Here is a 15,518-nt window from a genome sequence, read left to right on the forward strand (position 1 = left end):
GCCAGACCAGGAGCGGCGCCTCGTGGTCACATGTCGCGGTTCGTCATCACTGCTCCTTGCCTGCCATCAGCTGCCTCCTCTCTGATCGGTCCGCCGCTGCTGGCTGGTCCTGCTACTGGCGCCGGATCCGGCGGAGGGTGATCCCTTGACTTCGATGGGTGTCTGCGGGACGGTGTCTGGGAAATCGATTTCTCACCGCCCCGAGGAGTAGCCGATGACGCCCGCACCGAAGCTCAAGCGATCCACTTTCCTGAAGGCCGCCGCGGTTGGTGCCGGCGCACTGGCCGCCGGGCCGGGAGTTGCCGCGGCCAGCCGGACCGGAGTACAGGCTGTGTTGACCACGAAGGTCGCTGATCTGACCGGGCCTGGATTGACGGACCGGTTCCGGATGCAGGCGACGGATCTGGGGATTCCCGTCCGGACGCCGGACGGGCGGATGTTGTTCATGTTCGGGGACACTTTCGAGGAGCCGCGCGTCGGCGGCGGGTGGTGGCGGTCGCCGGTCGCGTTGTGGTCGACGACGACCGATCTGAACAGCGGCGTGCGCTGGTCGGGCGCGGTCGGGGGAGCGGCGGCGCAGCAGCTGTGGGACTACCCGCACGACAACCCGACCTTCTCGACCGTGCTGCCGTCGGACGTGATCACCATCGGCGGGTCGATGTACCTGCACGCGATGGTGAACAAGGGACTGGGCAACGTCGTCTGGACCGAGATCTGGCGATCGGACAACTCCGGCGCGAGCTGGTACCACACGGGCGCGAAGTTCCCGAGTGATCTCGACGGCGGGCTGTTCCAGTTGCTGACCTGGGGTGAGGGCAACGACGGGTACGTCTACGTCTACTCGACGGGCTTCCAGCGGAACAAGCCGATCATCCTCAAGCGGGTCAGGAGCAACCAGATCGCCAACCCGGCGGCGTACGAGCCGTGGGGCTATCGCGATGGCGTCTGGGCCTGGGCCAACCCCGCGACGCCGATCCTGAACGGCAGCTTCGGCGAGATGAGCCTGCGTCCGCTCGGCGGCAAGTGGGTACTGACCTGGTTCAACGCCGGCGACTACCGGATCGACGGCATCATCATGGATACGCCGACGTCGAACCTCTACACGGCGCACCGGCAGACGCTGATCTACGGCGGTGCCTGGGGCCAGGAGAACGACAACCACGTCGCGCAGCTCTACGGCGGCTACGTCATCCCCGGCTCAACCCTGTCAGACATGCACCTGGCCGTCAGCCAATGGAACACCGACGCCGGCTGGCCCTACCGAGTCATGCAGTTCCGCGTCCGCGGATTCGGCTAGAGATCACTCCAGTGGGTGGCCGTACACCTCGGTCTCGACCTGGTCGAAGACCTTGTCGCTGTGTTTGAGCTGGCAGTCGAGGTCGGCCAGTGCGACGGCGATCTCGTCTTGATGCAGCTTCTTCAGGGCTGCTGCCCGTTCCCCGGTCAGACTGTCCGGATCGTCTCCGTCGAGCAGTTTGTCGAGGCGTTCCTCGTACTCACCGATGATCTCGTCCTGGTCTTCGATGTAGTCGTAGCCTTCCGCCTTCATGCATTTCGACCATGCCTGGCGGGCTGCCACGATCCTCTTGTCGGCCTGGACAAGGACATCCTTCGGGTTGACGTAGGTGCCTCTCACCTGCACGGGGGTGAACACCTTGGTGACGGCCGCGCGGGTGCAGCCACCGGTGCTGGAGAAGTCTTCCTCGTCGAGGGTGAAGACGAAGTCCGCGGTGGGGTCCTCGCCGAACAAGGTCCGGTTGTAGGCGACCTTGTTGGCCGGCGCCAGGCTGTTGTAGATCCTCAGGTTCGGCCCGAGGCCGGTGTCACGGACCGGGTTGTCCTGGCGGGTCGAGACGGCGAATCCCCACTTCGCTTTGTACTGCGCCCGGGTCATGCCGGGGTCGTGGCGGACCCGCGCCTGGGCGGCCTCGACGGTCTTGACGTCGACCGGCACGTACTCGAAGCCGGCCTCCGACATGCAGGTGGTGATCAACGCCTGGGTCTTCTCGACATGGTCGGCGAACTGCTGCTCGGTGAGGCCGAATTCCTTGGTGCCGGGCAACTTGGGGCTTTGTTTGGTTTCCGGCGCCTTGGTGGTCTTGGCCGGCGTCGTCGTGCTGCCACCCGGCGGCGTCGTGGTGGTACCCGACGACGCTGTTCCGGCGTTGTTGCTGCACGCCGGCAAGAGGAGGGCACTCGTACAGGCGACCGCGAGGAGGGCACCACCTCGCAGCTGGGCTGAATCTCGGCTGGTGGTCCTGCGCGGCAACCTCACGTCCTCACTCCTCGCTGCTGCGTCGATCGTGTCCGGCTGCCAGACAACCATCCGAAGCCTGAACCCTGGCTGAATCTGAACCTCGAAGGCCGTGTTCAGCCTGCGGTCAGGTTGGTCTTGCGATGCTGCCAGCTACTGATCAGGAGGCTGATGCAGATGAAGCGACGGAGGCTCGCGCTATCGGTGCTGGCAGTGGTGCTGCTGTCGTCGTTGGGGACCTGGTTCGCGAGCTCCCGGATCCGGTCGCCGGCCGAGATCGCCGCCAGCGCCGCGCCGCCGCCCGCCGCCCCGATCCTGGTCCCGGTCGAGACGCGGGTGCTGGCGACCCGGATCGTGAGCCGCGGTATCGGGCACTACGGGTCGGCACAGAGTTTGTCGGTGACCAGATCAGCGCTGAAGCAGGGCGCCCGGGTGGTCACCAGCCTTCCGAGCGCCGGTGCGCTCGTCACCGAGGGCAGCGTGTTGCTGACCATCTCGGGTCGCCCGACGTTCCTGCTCGACGGCGCGCAGCCGACTTATCGTGACCTGGGACCGGGCATGTCCGGCAACGACGTCCGCCAGCTCGAAGTGGCTCTTGGCCGGCTGATGCTGAATCCCGGCCGCGTCGACGGCTTGTACGACCAGGCGACTGCCCAGGCGGTCGGAGCCCTGTACCGGAGACACGGTTTCGCCCCGGTCGTGGCCACCTCGGCGCAGGTGGACGCGGCGCAGCCGGCGGAGTCCGCGCTGATCCGGGGCGCGCGTGGCGGCGGCGGGATACAGCTTCCCGCCGACGAGGTCGTCTTCGTCGCAGCGACGCCGTTGCGGGTCAGCAAGGCCGACGCCAAGCTCGGAACCGAGCCGCAAGGCAGCCTGGTGACCGTCACCAATTCGATCGTCGAGGTGGATGGCGTGCTTCCCGTCGAGCAGGCCAAACTGATCCGGGCGGGCGCAGCCGTGCTCATCGACGAGCCGGCCCTGGGTATCAAGACCAGTGGAACGATCAGCCATCTCGCCCAGCAGCCGGGCACCGGCGGCGCGGACGGTTTCCATGTCGCCTTCCAGGTGATCGTGCCCCGGCCCGTTCCCGCCCTCATCGGCGCATCGGTGCGGCTGACCGTGGTGATCAGGTCGACAAAGGTGTCGACGCTGGCGGTTCCGGTCGCCGCCTTGTCGCTGGGGCCGGACGGCGAGTCGCGCGTGCAGCGGTCCGCAGGCGGCAAGGTCACCCCTGTTCGCGTCGAGCCGGGCCTGTCCGCCGAGGGCTACGTCGCGGTCACTGCTGCCGGCGGTGAGCTCAAGGCGGGTGACCTCGTCGTGGTCGGATTCTCCGCGGACGGCGCACCGAAGGAGGCGAAGAACGGTGGTTGAGGACAGCCCAGGCATCGATGACGAAAGGTTGGTTGAGGCCGCTGTCCCGATGGTCGAGCTGACCCGGATCACCCGCCGGTATGGGTCGGTCGCGCCGGTGGAGGCGCTGCGCTCAGTCGATCTGGAGGTACGAACAGGCGAATGGGTGGCCATCGTGGGCGCTTCCGGCTCAGGCAAGTCCACCCTGCTCAATATCGTCGGCTGCCTCGACCGCCAGACCAGTGGAACCTACCGGCTCGCAGGCGTCGACGTGTCGACCCTGAACGATCGTCAGCGCGCGGGGATGCGCAGCCACTACCTGGCCTTCATCTTCCAGTCCTTCCACCTGATGGCCCACCGCAGCGTCCTCGAGAACGTCACGCTGGCCGAGGTCTATGGGAGGCGTCCACGCACCGGGCGACAGGGCCGCGCTCATGCCGCGCTGAGCGCCGTCGGTCTCGAGGGTCGCACCGACTTTCTGCCCACCCGGCTGTCCGGCGGAGAGCGGCAACGAGTAGCGATCGCCCGGGCGCTGATCAGCGGCCCGAAACTACTGCTCTGTGACGAGCCCACAGGCAACCTGGACTCAGCCACGACCCAGGGCATCCTCGAGCTGCTCGGCGGCCTCCATGACAAGGGCCTCACTATCATCATGATCACCCACGACATCACAGTCGCTGACCGGGCCGAGCGCAGGCTGCGCATCGCCGACGGCAAGATCGCGGGTGACGGATGACCACCCCCGCGCCCAGCCGTCGGGGGCCGGCCGAGGCCGGCCGGTCGGGCATGTGGGCACGTGACCTGCTGACCGAGGCGTTCGCCGGATTGTTCGGCCGCCCGCTGCGGATGGCCCTGACCGTCCTCGGCACTGTGATCGGCCTGGCCGCCCTGGTGGCGACCCTCGGGCTGTCCCGCACCGCCGGCAACCAGATCATCGGCCGCTTCGACGAGCTCAACGCCACCGAGATCACCGTACTCGCCAACCCTGACCCCAACGGCGATCCGGGACCCACCATCCCGTGGGATGCGCCGCAACGGCTCAGCCGCCTGAACGGTGTCGTCGCTGCAGGCACCTTGAGCGAGATCGACGTCGGCGACGATCTGGTCAGCGCCTCACCGATGCGCGATCCGCGGCGACGCACGGACTTCAAGCTGGCCGTCGAGGCCGCCTCACCGGAGCTGTTCACAGCGATCAGGGCGAAACTCCACAGCGGTCGCCTTCCTGATCGAGGCCACGAACAACGAGGCGACCACGTGGCCGTACTCGGCCCGAACGCGGCCGAACAGCTGGGGATCACTCGGCTGGACGGCTCGACGGCGATCCGGATCGGCGACCAGGTCCTGACCGTGATCGGCATCCTCGACGAGGTCGCCCGCAAACACACCCTGCTCAGCGCGGTGATCATCCCCGAAGGCGCCGCCCGCAGCCTCTTTGCGCTGCAAGCACCACAATCCGTCGTTGTCGAGACGGCCGTCGGTGCCACCTCACTCCTTTCGCGCCAGATCCCACTCGCGCTTCGACCCGACAAGCCCGACACCCTGAAGATCTCCTCGCCGCAGCCGCCCCAGCAGCTGCGGGCCGGTGTCAGCCGCGACCTGAACGTGTTGTTCCTGATGCTCGGAGGTGTCTCGCTTCTCGTCGGCGCGATCGGTATCGCCAACGTGACACTGGTCTCCGTGATGGAGCGGGTCGGTGAGATCGGTCTACGCCGCGCGCTGGGAGCGACCCGCCGCCACATCGCCGGCCAGTTCCTGATGGAGAGCGTCACCATGGGGGTGCTGGGCGGTGTCCTCGGCGCGAGTATCGGCATGCTGGTGGTCGTCGCCGTCGCGGCCTATCAGTCCTGGACACCGGTGATCGACCCCTTCGTTCCCCTCCTCGCCCCCGTGATCGGCGGTGTCACCGGCCTCCTGGCAGGTCTGTACCCCGCGCTCCGCGCGGCGGCCCTGCAACCGGTCGAGGCCCTGCGTTCAGGGACCTGACGTACGCGGCTCACGACAGCCGATCAGTGCTGTTTCGAACCGTGACCAAGCTGGGCATTGATAAAGTAACACGCATGGTTTAACTTACTCGGGACTTGGGCTTCTGTGGCCCAGACCACACCCCTGAACCGCCCAGTTGGTCGGGGTGATCCCGGAAACCTGAGGAGTTCCGATGACGAGAACGGCACGGTTTGTCGTGACCCTGACTTCGGCGGCGCTGGTGCTGACGACGGCAGCCTGCGCGGACGGCAGTACGCCGGCGGCGACCGGCGGTGGGGCGATCGACCAGAAGGCGCCCGTCACGATCACTGTCGGGAACAAGCCCAAGCCGGACAAGCCGGCCGACGTCGCCGCCTTCGAGCGCAACGTCAAGAAGTTCATGGCCGACCATCCCAACATCACCGTCAAGGCGACCGAGACGGCCTGGGACGCGCAGACCTTCCAGGCGCAGGTGGCCGGTGGCTCGCTCCCGACGGTGATGAGCATCAGCTTCACCGAGCCGCTGAACATGATTCCGAACAAGCAGTTGCCGGACATCACCGACGAACTCAAGCTGGTCGACCTGACCAAGGACCTCAATCCCGAGACGCTGAAGATGGTCCAGGACGACAAGGGCCGGATCTACGGCGTACCGTTCGAGGCCTTCTCGGTCGGGCTCGCCTACAACCGCGCACTGTTCAAGCAGGCCGGCCTCGACCCGGACAAGCCGCCGGCGAACTGGGACGAGGTCCGTCAGTACGCGAAGCAGATCACCGAGAAGACCGGCAAGGCCGGTTACGCGCAGCTGACCAAGGACAACACCGGTGGCTGGATGCTCACCACGATGACCTACAGCATGGGCGGCACGGTCCAGAGTCCCGATGGCAAGAAGAGCACCTTCAACGACGCGCCGGCCAAGAAGGCGCTGCAGTTGCTGAAGGACATGCGCTGGACCGATAACACCATGGGCACGAACTTCCTCTACAACCAGGAGGAGGCCCGGCAGGACTTCGCGGCCGGCAAGATCGGCATGATCATGCAGGCGCCGGACGCCTACGACATGTGCGTCAAGAACTTCGGGATGAAGCCGGCCGACTTCGGCGAGGGCGCCCTGCCGCAGGACGGCGGCCCGCACGGCACCCTGACCGGCGGTTCGATCAAGATGATCAACCCGAAGTCGACCAAGAACGAGATCGTCGCCGCGCTCAAGTGGATCAAGTCGCAGGAGTTCGACAAGTACACCACCGAGTCGCTCGCGGTGCAGAACGCCAAGGACACCATCGCCGACAAGGGCTTCGTCGGCCGGCCCGGCATCACGCCGCTGAGCCAGCAGACCTACGACCAGTACAACAAGTGGCGTGAGCCGTTCAACAACGTGCCGGTCCAGCAGTTCAAGGGCTACGTCGAGTCCACCACCTCGCTGAAGCTGCTGCCCGAGCCGGTCAAGAAGGGCCAGGAGGTCTACGCGCTGCTCGACCCGGTCGTCCAGCAGGTGCTGACCAAGAAGGACGCGGACATCGACAAGTTACTCACCGACGCCGCTTCGAAGATCGACGCCCGCCTGGCGCGGTAGTCCGATGGCTGTCCTGACGCGTCCCTCGACGGCGATCCCCGCCTCTCGGTCCCGCCGGAGCCCGGTCACCTGGTACCGCTCCGGCGGACTGAGCAGCATCGTCTTCGCCCTGCCCCTGGTACTGATCTTCCTGTACTTCTCCTGGGGCCCGATCGTCCGCGGGCTGGTGCTGTCCTTCCAGAAGAACAACCTGGTCACCACGCCCGAGTGGGTCGGCATGGCCAACTTCAGCTACGTGCTGACCGACCCACAGTTGCCCCAGGCAACACTCAACACCCTGTACTTCGCGCTGCTCGCGCTGATCTTCGGCTTCCCGGTGCCGCTGTTCCTGGCGGTGTTCATCAGCGAACTGCGCAAGACCGGCTGGCTCTACAACGTGTTCTCCTACCTGCCGGCGGTCGTCCCGCCGGTGGCGGCGATCCTGTTGTGGAAGTTCTTCTACGACCCGAGTACGTCGGGGGTGTTCAACGCGATCCTTGGCTGGTTCGGGATCGGGCCGTTCGCCTGGCTGAACTCGCCGGACCTGGCGATGCCGGCGATCGTGATCGAGGCGACCTGGGCCGGCGCCGGGGCGACCTCGATCATCTACCTGGCCGCGCTGACCGGCGTACGGACCGAACTGTACGAGGCGGCCGAGCTGGACGGGGCCGGGATCTGGCGGCGGGTCTGGCACGTCACGCTGCCGCAGATCCGCGGAATCATCCTGATCATGATGCTGCTGCAGCTGATCGGGACGTTCCAGGTGTTCACCGAACCGTTCCTGTTCACCGGCGGCGGTCCGGACAACGCGACCACGACGATCCTGTTGCTGATCTACCGGTACGCGTTCATCAACGGCGACTTCGGTGCCGCCACCGCGCTCAGCGTGCTGCTCGCGCTGGTGCTGTGCGTGCTGTCGGTGGCCTATCACTTCATGACCAGACGCTGGAGTACGACATGACCGCCGAGGCGCAGGAGCGCGGCATCATCTCCACGGCCGATCGCAAGCGGCCGCTGATTCAGTACGGGTTGCCCGCGATTCAGGTGCTGCTGTTCATCGGTGTGGTGATCGCCGGTGTCGGTCCGCTGCTGTGGCTGCTGAAGTCCGGGTTGTCGACCAGCCAGGACATCCTGCAGGGCCCGATGCAGTTGTGGCCGAGCGGCATCCAGTGGCAGAACATGCCGGACGCGTGGACGCGGGTGCAGATCGGCTCGTACCTCGGCAACACGGCGATCATCGCGATCGGGTCGCTGCTCTCGACGCTGTTCGTCTGTACGACGGGCGCGTTCGTGCTGAGCGTGCTCCGCCCGAAATGGGGGCCGATCGTCACCGGCGCCGTACTCGCGACGCTGTTCCTGCCCGGCGTGATCTCGCTGGTCCCGCTCTACCTGACCATCCTGAAGATGCCGGTCCTGGGCGTGAACCTGCAGAACACGTTCTGGGCGGTCTGGCTGCCACAGGCGGCGGGCGCGTTCAACATCTTGGTGATGAAGCGGTACTTCGACGCGATCCCGCGCGAGCTGATCGAGGCGGCGCGGATCGACGGCGCCAGCAACCTGAGACTGTTCACGTCGCTGATCCTGCCGCTGTCCAAGCCCATCCTCGGAGTCGTCGCGCTGCTCACCGTGATCGGTTCCTGGAAGGACTATCTCTGGCCGCTCCTGGTCCTCCCTGACCCAAAGCTGCAACCGATCTCAGTCGCACTCCCCAGAGTGGCGGAAACCACGGAAATCTCCCTGCAGATGAGCGCATTATTCCTGGCGGTCCTGATCCCCGTCGTGCTCTTCTTGATCTTCCAGAAGCAGTTCCTGCGCGGGGTCGGAATGTCAGGCGGCATCAAAGATTGACGTCCTCCTCGCCCTGAGGCGGGGATTCCAACCACTACGTGGAGGTAGCGAGTTGAGGTTCACGCTTCGGCGAGACCCTTGTCGGCGTCTCTCGGCGTGCGCTGACGGCCCGTCCGGCCGCGATGTTGACAGCAGCGTTCACATCGGCGTTCGCCTGGTGCCCGCAGGCTACACACCGGAAGACCGCTTGGCTCTTGCGGTTGTCCGGTGCGCAATGCCCACAGGTGCTACAGGTCTGCGACGTGTACGCAGGGTTCACTTTCTCGACTCGTCCGGCAGCTTTGTACTCCAGACGACGTACCAGGGCGCCCCACCCGTTGGCCAGAACGCCACGGTTCAGACCGGCTTTGGCGCAACGACGGTTCGGCAAGTAGGCGCCTGGCCGTTCGGGATCGGGTTTCGGCTTGGGGCGCTTGATCATCTGAGTGATGCGCAAGTCTTCCACGCGGATAACGTCGAATCGTCGGGCCAACTCCGTACTGGTCTTCTCCACCCAGTCTTTGCGGCGGTCAACGGCGCGGGCATACAGCTTGGCGGCGGCAGCCTGCACTCGCTTGCGCCGGTTGGAGCCGCGACGGCAGCGGGCAAGACGGCGTTGCAGGTCCTTGAGTCGTTCCTGTTCTCGGTCAGACAAGCCAGGGCAGGTCAAAAGTTCACCGGTACTCAACGCCGCCGACACTGCAATTCCTCGGTCAACACCGACGATCAGACCCGTACCCGGTGCGGGGATCGCCGGTGGGACGACCGCGAACGCAATGTGCCAGCGACCCACCCGGTCGCGGGTCACCCGATACGACTTCGCTGCGGGAATCTCACGGGACAGCCGGATCCGCACCCAGCCGACCTTGGGCACCTTGACCGCAGCCCACTTGCGGCTGAGCCTCATTACCCGGGACGCCTGAGGGCCGACGATGCGGAACCCTTCGGACAGCCCGGCTTTGCGCCACTTCGGCCGCCCGTGGGTCCCTCTGTAGAAGTTCTTGATTGCCTGATCGAAGTCCCGCAGCGCCTGCTGCTGCACGGTCTGCGACCCAGCCCGCAGCCAGTCGAAGGCGGCTCGCGCTTCGGTCAACTGTCGGCTTTTCTCCGTATAGCCCGGCGTCAAGCCTTTGTCCTTGGTCCACATCGCCCATTGCTCCACGGCCAGGTTCCACACGTACCGGGCGTGCCTGCAGTGCTCCAGCAACGCAGCCTGCTGCACTGGTGTCGGGTATATCCGGAACCGGGACATGTACTCGATCTAATCAGCCGGTACCGACAGTTTCCGATCCCCGAAGGGAGGGAGTTGCGGTCTCTCTCCGACCTGAAGGGCGGGGTCACTCCGCGACAACTCAGGTGACTTCCTCATTGAATGGGCGGCAGGTGTTGGTGACGGGGGCGGCTGGGCGGATCGGGTCGGTTGCTACGCGTCATCTGTCCGAGCTTGGTGCGTTGGTGACCGCGTTGACGAATGTCGAGGATGACGGGTTGAAGGCGGATCGGGTCGTGGTCGGTGATGCCCGGTCGGAGGAGGATGTCGCGAGGGCGCTGGAGGGTGTCGACGCCGTCGTGCACTTGGCCGCGCTGCCTCATCCGTCGGCCGGTACGGCGTACGAGGTCTACACCACCAATGTGGTGTCGACCTTCAACGTGCTGGCGCAGGCCGGTGCCCTGGGCATCAAGCGGGCTGTGGTTGCCAGCAGCATCAATGCCTTCGGGGTGCCCTTCAATCCCGACGACATCCTGCCCGCCTACTATCCGTTGGACGAGAAGATCCCGGCCGATGTCGCCGATCCCTACTCGTTGTCGAAGCAGAACGACGAGAACACCGCACGGATGGTCTGGCGGCGCTGGGGGATGGACGTGGTGTGTTTCCGGTTCCCGCATGTGAACTCACCCGACGTGATCGAGCGGATCGCCGCCGGTGACCCGGCGGGCGGGGTACGGGAGGCGTGGTCATATCTGGATACGCGGGATGCGGCGTACGCGATCGAGTTGGGGCTGACGGCAACGTTGTCCGGGGCCCACATCTTCTTCGTTGCCGCCGGCACCACCACTGCGCCGTACGAGACCGAGGCGCTGCTCGACGCCTTCGCGCCCGGTGTGCCGCGCCTGCGCCGGTTTGTCGGGCGCGAAGTGCCGATCGACCTGACCGCCGCGCGGACCGTGCTCGGCTTCCAAGCGCGCCACGAGCTCGACCTACCCATCAACCGTCTGGAGATCTGATGCCGCAGGAGACCCCCGCCACCTTCGCCCAGCCCTGGCCGGTCCGCGACGACATCCGGATCCGTGCGGTCCAGGCGATCGTGACCGCGCCACAGGGCATCCCGCTGGTGGTGGTGAAGATCGACACCACCGAGCCGGGGTTGTACGGCCTGGGCTGCGCGACGTTCACGCAGCGGTGGAAGGCGGTCCAGACGTTCGTCGACGAGCACCTCGCGCGGTTGCTGATCGGCCGCTACCCCGGCGACATCGGCGACCTGGTCCGGCTGGCTGGCTTCTCCGGTTACTGGCGCGGGGGACCGGTCACCAACAACGCGATCTCCGGCATCGACCAGGCGCTGTGGGACATCGCCGGCAAGCGAGCCGGTATGCCGGTCTACGAGCTGCTCGGTGGCAAGGTCCGCGCCGCCGCCGACACCTATATCCATGCCGGCGGCATCAACATCGAGCAGACGCTGGAGCAGGCGAAGGAGTTCGTCGCGCAGGGCTGGCGTCACATCCGCCTGCAGGTATCCACGCCGGGCGGCGGTGGGTACGGCGCCCCGCGCCTGGCCACGCTGTACCCGGATGCGCCGTACCGGAATGGTTGGAGTGCTCGCGACTACCTCCGTACTACGCCCGACCTGTTCGCGGCGGCCCGGCAATCTCTGCCCGACAACATCGAACTGCTGCATGACGTGCACTCGCGCCTGACGCCGAAGGAAGCGGTGTTGCTCGCGCGTTCGCTGGAGCCGTACCGGCTGTTCTTCCTCGAGGACGTCCTGCCACCGGAGCACTGGGACCGCCTGCCCGAGGTCCGCGCCGCGTCGCCCGTACCGTTGGCCGTCGGTGAGTTGACCACCTCGATGAGCGACGCCGTCCGGCTGGTTCGCGACGGCGGGGTCGACTTCATCCGCTCGCATATCTCCGACATCGGCGGCCTCACCGCCGCTCGCAAGGTCGCCGACCTGGCCGAGCTCTGCGGAGTCCGTACTGCGTGGCACGGCCCGGGCGACACGTCGCCGATCGGTGCCGCCGCCAACGTCGCACTCGACGTCAGTTCGGTTGCCTTCGGCATCCAGGAGGGCCATATCTACAACGACGCTGTCCACGAGGTCTTCCCTGGCACGCTGCGGATCGTCGACGGCTGGCTGACTCCGAACGAAACGCCGGGATGGGGCATCGACATCGACGTGGAGGCAGCGGCCCGCTTCCCGGCCGAGCTGTCCGGCCACGACGAGTGGGCGGCCGGCGTACGGCGTCCGGACGGGGCGTTGGAGGCACCGTGAAGTTCGCCGTACTCACCGACTCGACGCCGCACTGGACTCCCGAAGAGGCCGTGGCCGCAGGGTACGATCTCGGCTAGTCCGGGGGCCTGTTTCATCAGCAGGGAAAGTAACGGACGAGGAGGAGGTGGGCGATGGTCACGCCTGAGAGTGACTCGGCGGTGCTCGACGAGCCGACGCGGTCCGGCGCGAACCAGTACGACCTGGGCTCCTTCAACGAGGCCGTGATCATCGAGACGATCCGGCTCGCGGGCATCATCAGCCGCACCGAGATCTCCCGGCGGACCGGGCTGACCCAGCAGTCGGTGTCGCGGATCCTGCGCATCCTGTTGCAGCAGGGCCTGCTGGTCGAGGAGAAGCAGGAACGCGCCGAACGCCTCGGCAAACCCCGTACTCCGGTGCGGCTGCGGTCGAACGCGGCCCATGCCGTCGGCATCCACATCGACCCCGAGCTGCTGACCGTCGCCGTGGTCGATCTCGACGGCGCGATCGTGCGCCGGGAGACCGTCGACCTGCCGGCCGATCTGGATGCCACGCGGCTCGTCGACCTGGCCGCGGCCACTGTGTCGGCCGCGTTGAGTATCAGCCAGGTGGACGCCGACTCGATGCTCGGCGTCGGCGTCGCAGTACCGGGGCCGATCAATGCCGACGGCACGTTGCTCGACCTGCCGCTGCAACCGGCCTGGCGCGGACTCGAGATCAGGCATCTGCTGCAGGGCAAGCTGAATCACCCGGTCCTGGTCGAGAAGGACGGGACCGCGGCGGCGATCGGTGAGCGCTGGATCGGGCGGTCGGCCCGGGCGCGCGACTTCGCTTATCTCTACCTCGGCACCGGGGTCGGCAGCGGGCTGATCCTGAACGGCTCGATCTACCGCGGCCTGACCGCGAACGCCGGTGAGTTCGGGCAGTTGTGCGCGCTGAGGATGGGGGAGTGGGACGAGAAGAACGGCCCGCGGATGATGGCCGAATGCAATCCGACCGCTTCGCTGCCGGTGATCGCGGCCGGCTTCGGATATGTCGAGACCGATACTGGCACGACCGATGAGGCGAAGCGCTACAAAGCGGTCTGCAAAGCCGCTGCGAGTGGCGATGAAGCGGCCCAGAAGGCGGTCAGCCAAGTCGCCTCGGTGATTGCGCAGGGTGCCGTCGGCCTGGTCGATCTGCTGGACATCGATTTGATCGTGCTGGGTGGCCCGGCGTTCGCCCCAGAAATCGCCGAGGTGTTCCTCTCCGAAATCAGCCGGGCAGTGAATTCGCACCCGATCGCAAAAGGCACCCGGACGGTCGCGGTGGAGGAGTCGATGCTGCAGGCCGACGCGGCCGCGGTCGGTGCCGCCTCGACGATCTTCCACGACGCCTTCACCCCGCGGGTCGGCGGTTCGAGTCAGGCTCGTAGGCTGCCGAAGTGACTCTCGACAGACCCCTGACTGACGATGTTGTGATGCGAGTGGCGACCCTCGCGGACGCCGCTGCATTCGCGGAAGCGCAGGTGCGCAATCGCGAGCACCTGCAGCCGTGGGAGCCTCTGCGGTCGGAGCGCTGGTTCACCACGGCCGCACAGGAGGATCGCCTCAAGGAGCAGTTGGCCCGCTTCGACAAGCGGGAGATCGTGCCGTGGTTCCTCTTCCAGGGTGACCGGGTGGTGGGGGCGATGACGCTGACCGACATCGTGCCCGGACCCTTTCGCAACGGGCACCTCGGCTACTGGATCGACGCCGACATGCTCGGCAAAGGGCTCGCGACAGCCGGCGTACAGGCGGTCGCCGAGATCGCGGACAGCGAACTGCTCCTGCACCGGATCCAGGCGAGCACGATGACCGCCAACGTCGCCTCCCAACGGGTGCTGACGAAGGCCGGCTTCACCCAGATCGGCACAGCGCCCGACTATCTGCACATCGCCGGCGCCTGGCAAGCCAGCCACCTCTACCAGCGCATCCTCAACAACCGCGCCCCCGGCGAACCCGCCTGACCCCACGAGTTCGTCAGCTGGGCGGCAGACGGATTCCGCGGCTGACGTCGACGTCGTCGTAGCGGCCTTCGAGGACGTCGAGGAACTTGACCGGGCGTTGCAGCGTGGACGCGATGTAGACGGCCCGCACGGTGGCGAGCGCTTCGATGGCGTCGTGCACGGTGATGCCCGGCTGCACTCCGTTGCCGATGGCATCGAAGATGTCCGCGTACTGCGCCACGTGGCCGCCCGGGCGTTCGGTGTCGACGGACTGGTCGTCGGTGGAGCCGTCGACGTTGAACCGGCGCAACAGGTCGTCCTCGATCTCGGCGCCACCCTCGGTGCCGTGGACCGAGACGCGGGTGCGGCCGCCCGGGAAGGCGGCGGTCGTCGCGTGCAGGGTTGCGACGGAGCCGTTCTCGAAGGTCAGAGTGGCGACGACCGTGTCCTCGACCTCGATCGCGTGGTGCGCCGCGCGGAGTGCCTGAGCCTGGATGTTGACCGGCCGGCCCATGAACCACAGCAGCAGGTCGACCGTGTGGACGCCCTGGTTCATCAGTGCGCCGCCGCCGTCCTGAGCCCAGGTGCCACGCCAGCCGGCGGACGCGTAGTACTCGTCACTGCGCCACCAGGCCACCGTGGCGACAGCTGAGGTGAGCTGGCCGAAGCGGCCAGCCTTGATCGCCTCCGAGACCTGCGCGCTGCCCGGGTCGAACCGGTGCTGGCTGATCACCGACGAGACGACGCCGTGACCGGCCGCCCGAGTGGCCGCCGCACCGAGGCGGCGGGCCCGCGGGAGGTCGACGTCGAGCGGCTTCTCGATGACGACGTGCTTCTTCTCGTTCAGCGCCTGCTCGGCGAGCGCGGCATGCGTGCCGCTCGGCGTGCAGATCGCGACGAGCGAGATGTCCGCTCCCGACAGAGCCGCCCCGAGGTCGCCGTACACCTTCGGCTCGGGGCGCCCGGCCTCCTTCAGCCTGGCGACCAGAGCCTCCGCGGCGGCGCGATCGCCGTCGACCAGCGCGGTCACTTCAGCGTCCGGCCGGGCAGCCACGGTGTCGGCGTGGGTGCGGCCGATGATGCCGCAGCCCACGATGGCGACCTGGTGGTTGTTCGTCGAGTCAGACATCTCGTCCC

Annotated in this window: 14 protein-coding genes; 11 read left to right on the forward strand and 3 right to left on the reverse strand. The window is 66.9% G+C overall.

Going from position 1 to position 15,518, the window contains the following annotated elements; all coding sequences use genetic code 11:
• The first annotated feature begins 214 nt into the window (after nt 1–214).
• A complete protein-coding gene (locus tag A3ES_RS0118535; protein WP_020388335.1) occupies nt 215–1,297 on the forward strand; it encodes a DUF4185 domain-containing protein in 1,083 nt (360 codons plus the stop codon).
• Nucleotides 1,298–1,300: 3 nt separating this feature from the next.
• Here A3ES_RS0118535 and A3ES_RS0118540 read toward each other — a convergent pair whose 3' ends face one another.
• Nucleotides 1,301–2,275, reverse strand: coding sequence for a hypothetical protein (locus A3ES_RS0118540; RefSeq protein ID WP_157630592.1), 975 nt, complete (start codon nt 2,273–2,275; stop codon nt 1,301–1,303).
• A 156-nt stretch (nt 2,276–2,431) separates the two neighbouring features.
• On the opposite strand from A3ES_RS0118540, the gene A3ES_RS0118545 reads away from it, so the two are divergent.
• The 6 genes from A3ES_RS0118545 to A3ES_RS0118570 all read left to right on the forward strand — a co-directional run bounded on the left by A3ES_RS0118545 (nt 2,432) and on the right by A3ES_RS0118570 (nt 8,966).
• Nucleotides 2,432–3,625, forward strand: coding sequence for a peptidoglycan-binding domain-containing protein (locus A3ES_RS0118545; protein WP_157630593.1), 1,194 nt, complete (start codon nt 2,432–2,434; stop codon nt 3,623–3,625).
• Nucleotides 3,618–4,340, forward strand: a complete 723-nt coding sequence (locus A3ES_RS0118550; RefSeq protein ID WP_020388338.1) for an ABC transporter ATP-binding protein — start codon at nt 3,618–3,620, stop codon at nt 4,338–4,340. Before A3ES_RS0118545 ends, A3ES_RS0118550 begins: the two co-directional genes overlap by 8 nt.
• Entirely contained in the window at nt 4,337–5,587 is a 1,251-nt protein-coding gene (locus A3ES_RS0118555) for an ABC transporter permease (RefSeq protein WP_237744992.1), read from the forward strand. Before A3ES_RS0118550 ends, A3ES_RS0118555 begins: the two co-directional genes overlap by 4 nt.
• 172 nt (nt 5,588–5,759) lie before the next feature.
• Nucleotides 5,760–7,139, forward strand: a complete 1,380-nt coding sequence (locus A3ES_RS0118560; protein ID WP_020388340.1) for an ABC transporter substrate-binding protein — start codon at nt 5,760–5,762, stop codon at nt 7,137–7,139.
• A gap of 4 nt (nt 7,140–7,143) precedes the next feature.
• Entirely contained in the window at nt 7,144–8,079 is a 936-nt protein-coding gene (locus A3ES_RS0118565; protein ID WP_020388341.1) for a carbohydrate ABC transporter permease, read from the forward strand.
• A complete protein-coding gene (locus A3ES_RS0118570; protein ID WP_020388342.1) occupies nt 8,076–8,966 on the forward strand; it encodes a carbohydrate ABC transporter permease in 891 nt (296 codons plus the stop codon). Before A3ES_RS0118565 ends, A3ES_RS0118570 begins: the two co-directional genes overlap by 4 nt.
• A 34-nt stretch (nt 8,967–9,000) precedes the next feature.
• Here the strand turns inward: A3ES_RS0118570 and A3ES_RS0118575 are convergent, their stop codons facing one another.
• On the reverse strand, nt 9,001–10,197 hold the full coding sequence (locus A3ES_RS0118575) for an RNA-guided endonuclease InsQ/TnpB family protein (protein ID WP_026162988.1): 1,197 nt from the start codon (nt 10,195–10,197) through the stop codon (nt 9,001–9,003).
• A gap of 137 nt (nt 10,198–10,334) precedes the next feature.
• Here A3ES_RS0118575 and A3ES_RS0118580 point away from each other — a divergent pair, with 137 nt between their 5' ends.
• From A3ES_RS0118580 to A3ES_RS0118600, 4 genes are all read left to right on the forward strand, one after another.
• Complete coding sequence (locus tag A3ES_RS0118580; protein ID WP_237744995.1) at nt 10,335–11,171, forward strand: NAD-dependent epimerase/dehydratase family protein; 837 nt, start codon at nt 10,335–10,337, stop codon at nt 11,169–11,171.
• Complete coding sequence (locus A3ES_RS0118585) at nt 11,171–12,436, forward strand: enolase C-terminal domain-like protein (RefSeq protein WP_020388345.1); 1,266 nt, start codon at nt 11,171–11,173, stop codon at nt 12,434–12,436. Before A3ES_RS0118580 ends, A3ES_RS0118585 begins: the two co-directional genes overlap by 1 nt.
• Before the next feature lie 131 nt (nt 12,437–12,567).
• On the forward strand, nt 12,568–13,842 hold the full coding sequence (locus A3ES_RS0118595; protein ID WP_020388346.1) for an ROK family transcriptional regulator: 1,275 nt from the start codon (nt 12,568–12,570) through the stop codon (nt 13,840–13,842).
• 32 nt (nt 13,843–13,874) lie between these two features.
• The gene (locus A3ES_RS0118600; protein ID WP_020388347.1) at nt 13,875–14,402 is read left to right on the forward strand and encodes a GNAT family N-acetyltransferase; all 528 of its coding nucleotides are present in this window, start codon (nt 13,875–13,877) and stop codon (nt 14,400–14,402) included.
• 13 nt (nt 14,403–14,415) lie between these two features.
• Here the strand turns inward: A3ES_RS0118600 and A3ES_RS0118605 are convergent, their stop codons facing one another.
• Nucleotides 14,416–15,510 carry a Gfo/Idh/MocA family protein gene (locus A3ES_RS0118605; RefSeq protein ID WP_020388348.1) on the reverse strand — a complete coding sequence of 365 codons (1,095 nt, stop codon included), beginning with the start codon at nt 15,508–15,510 and terminating at the stop codon, nt 14,416–14,418.
• Nucleotides 15,511–15,518 lie beyond the last annotated feature (8 nt).

It is taken from the genome of Kribbella catacumbae DSM 19601, assembly GCF_000372465.1.
Lineage (GTDB): Bacteria > Actinomycetota > Actinomycetes > Propionibacteriales > Kribbellaceae > Kribbella > Kribbella catacumbae.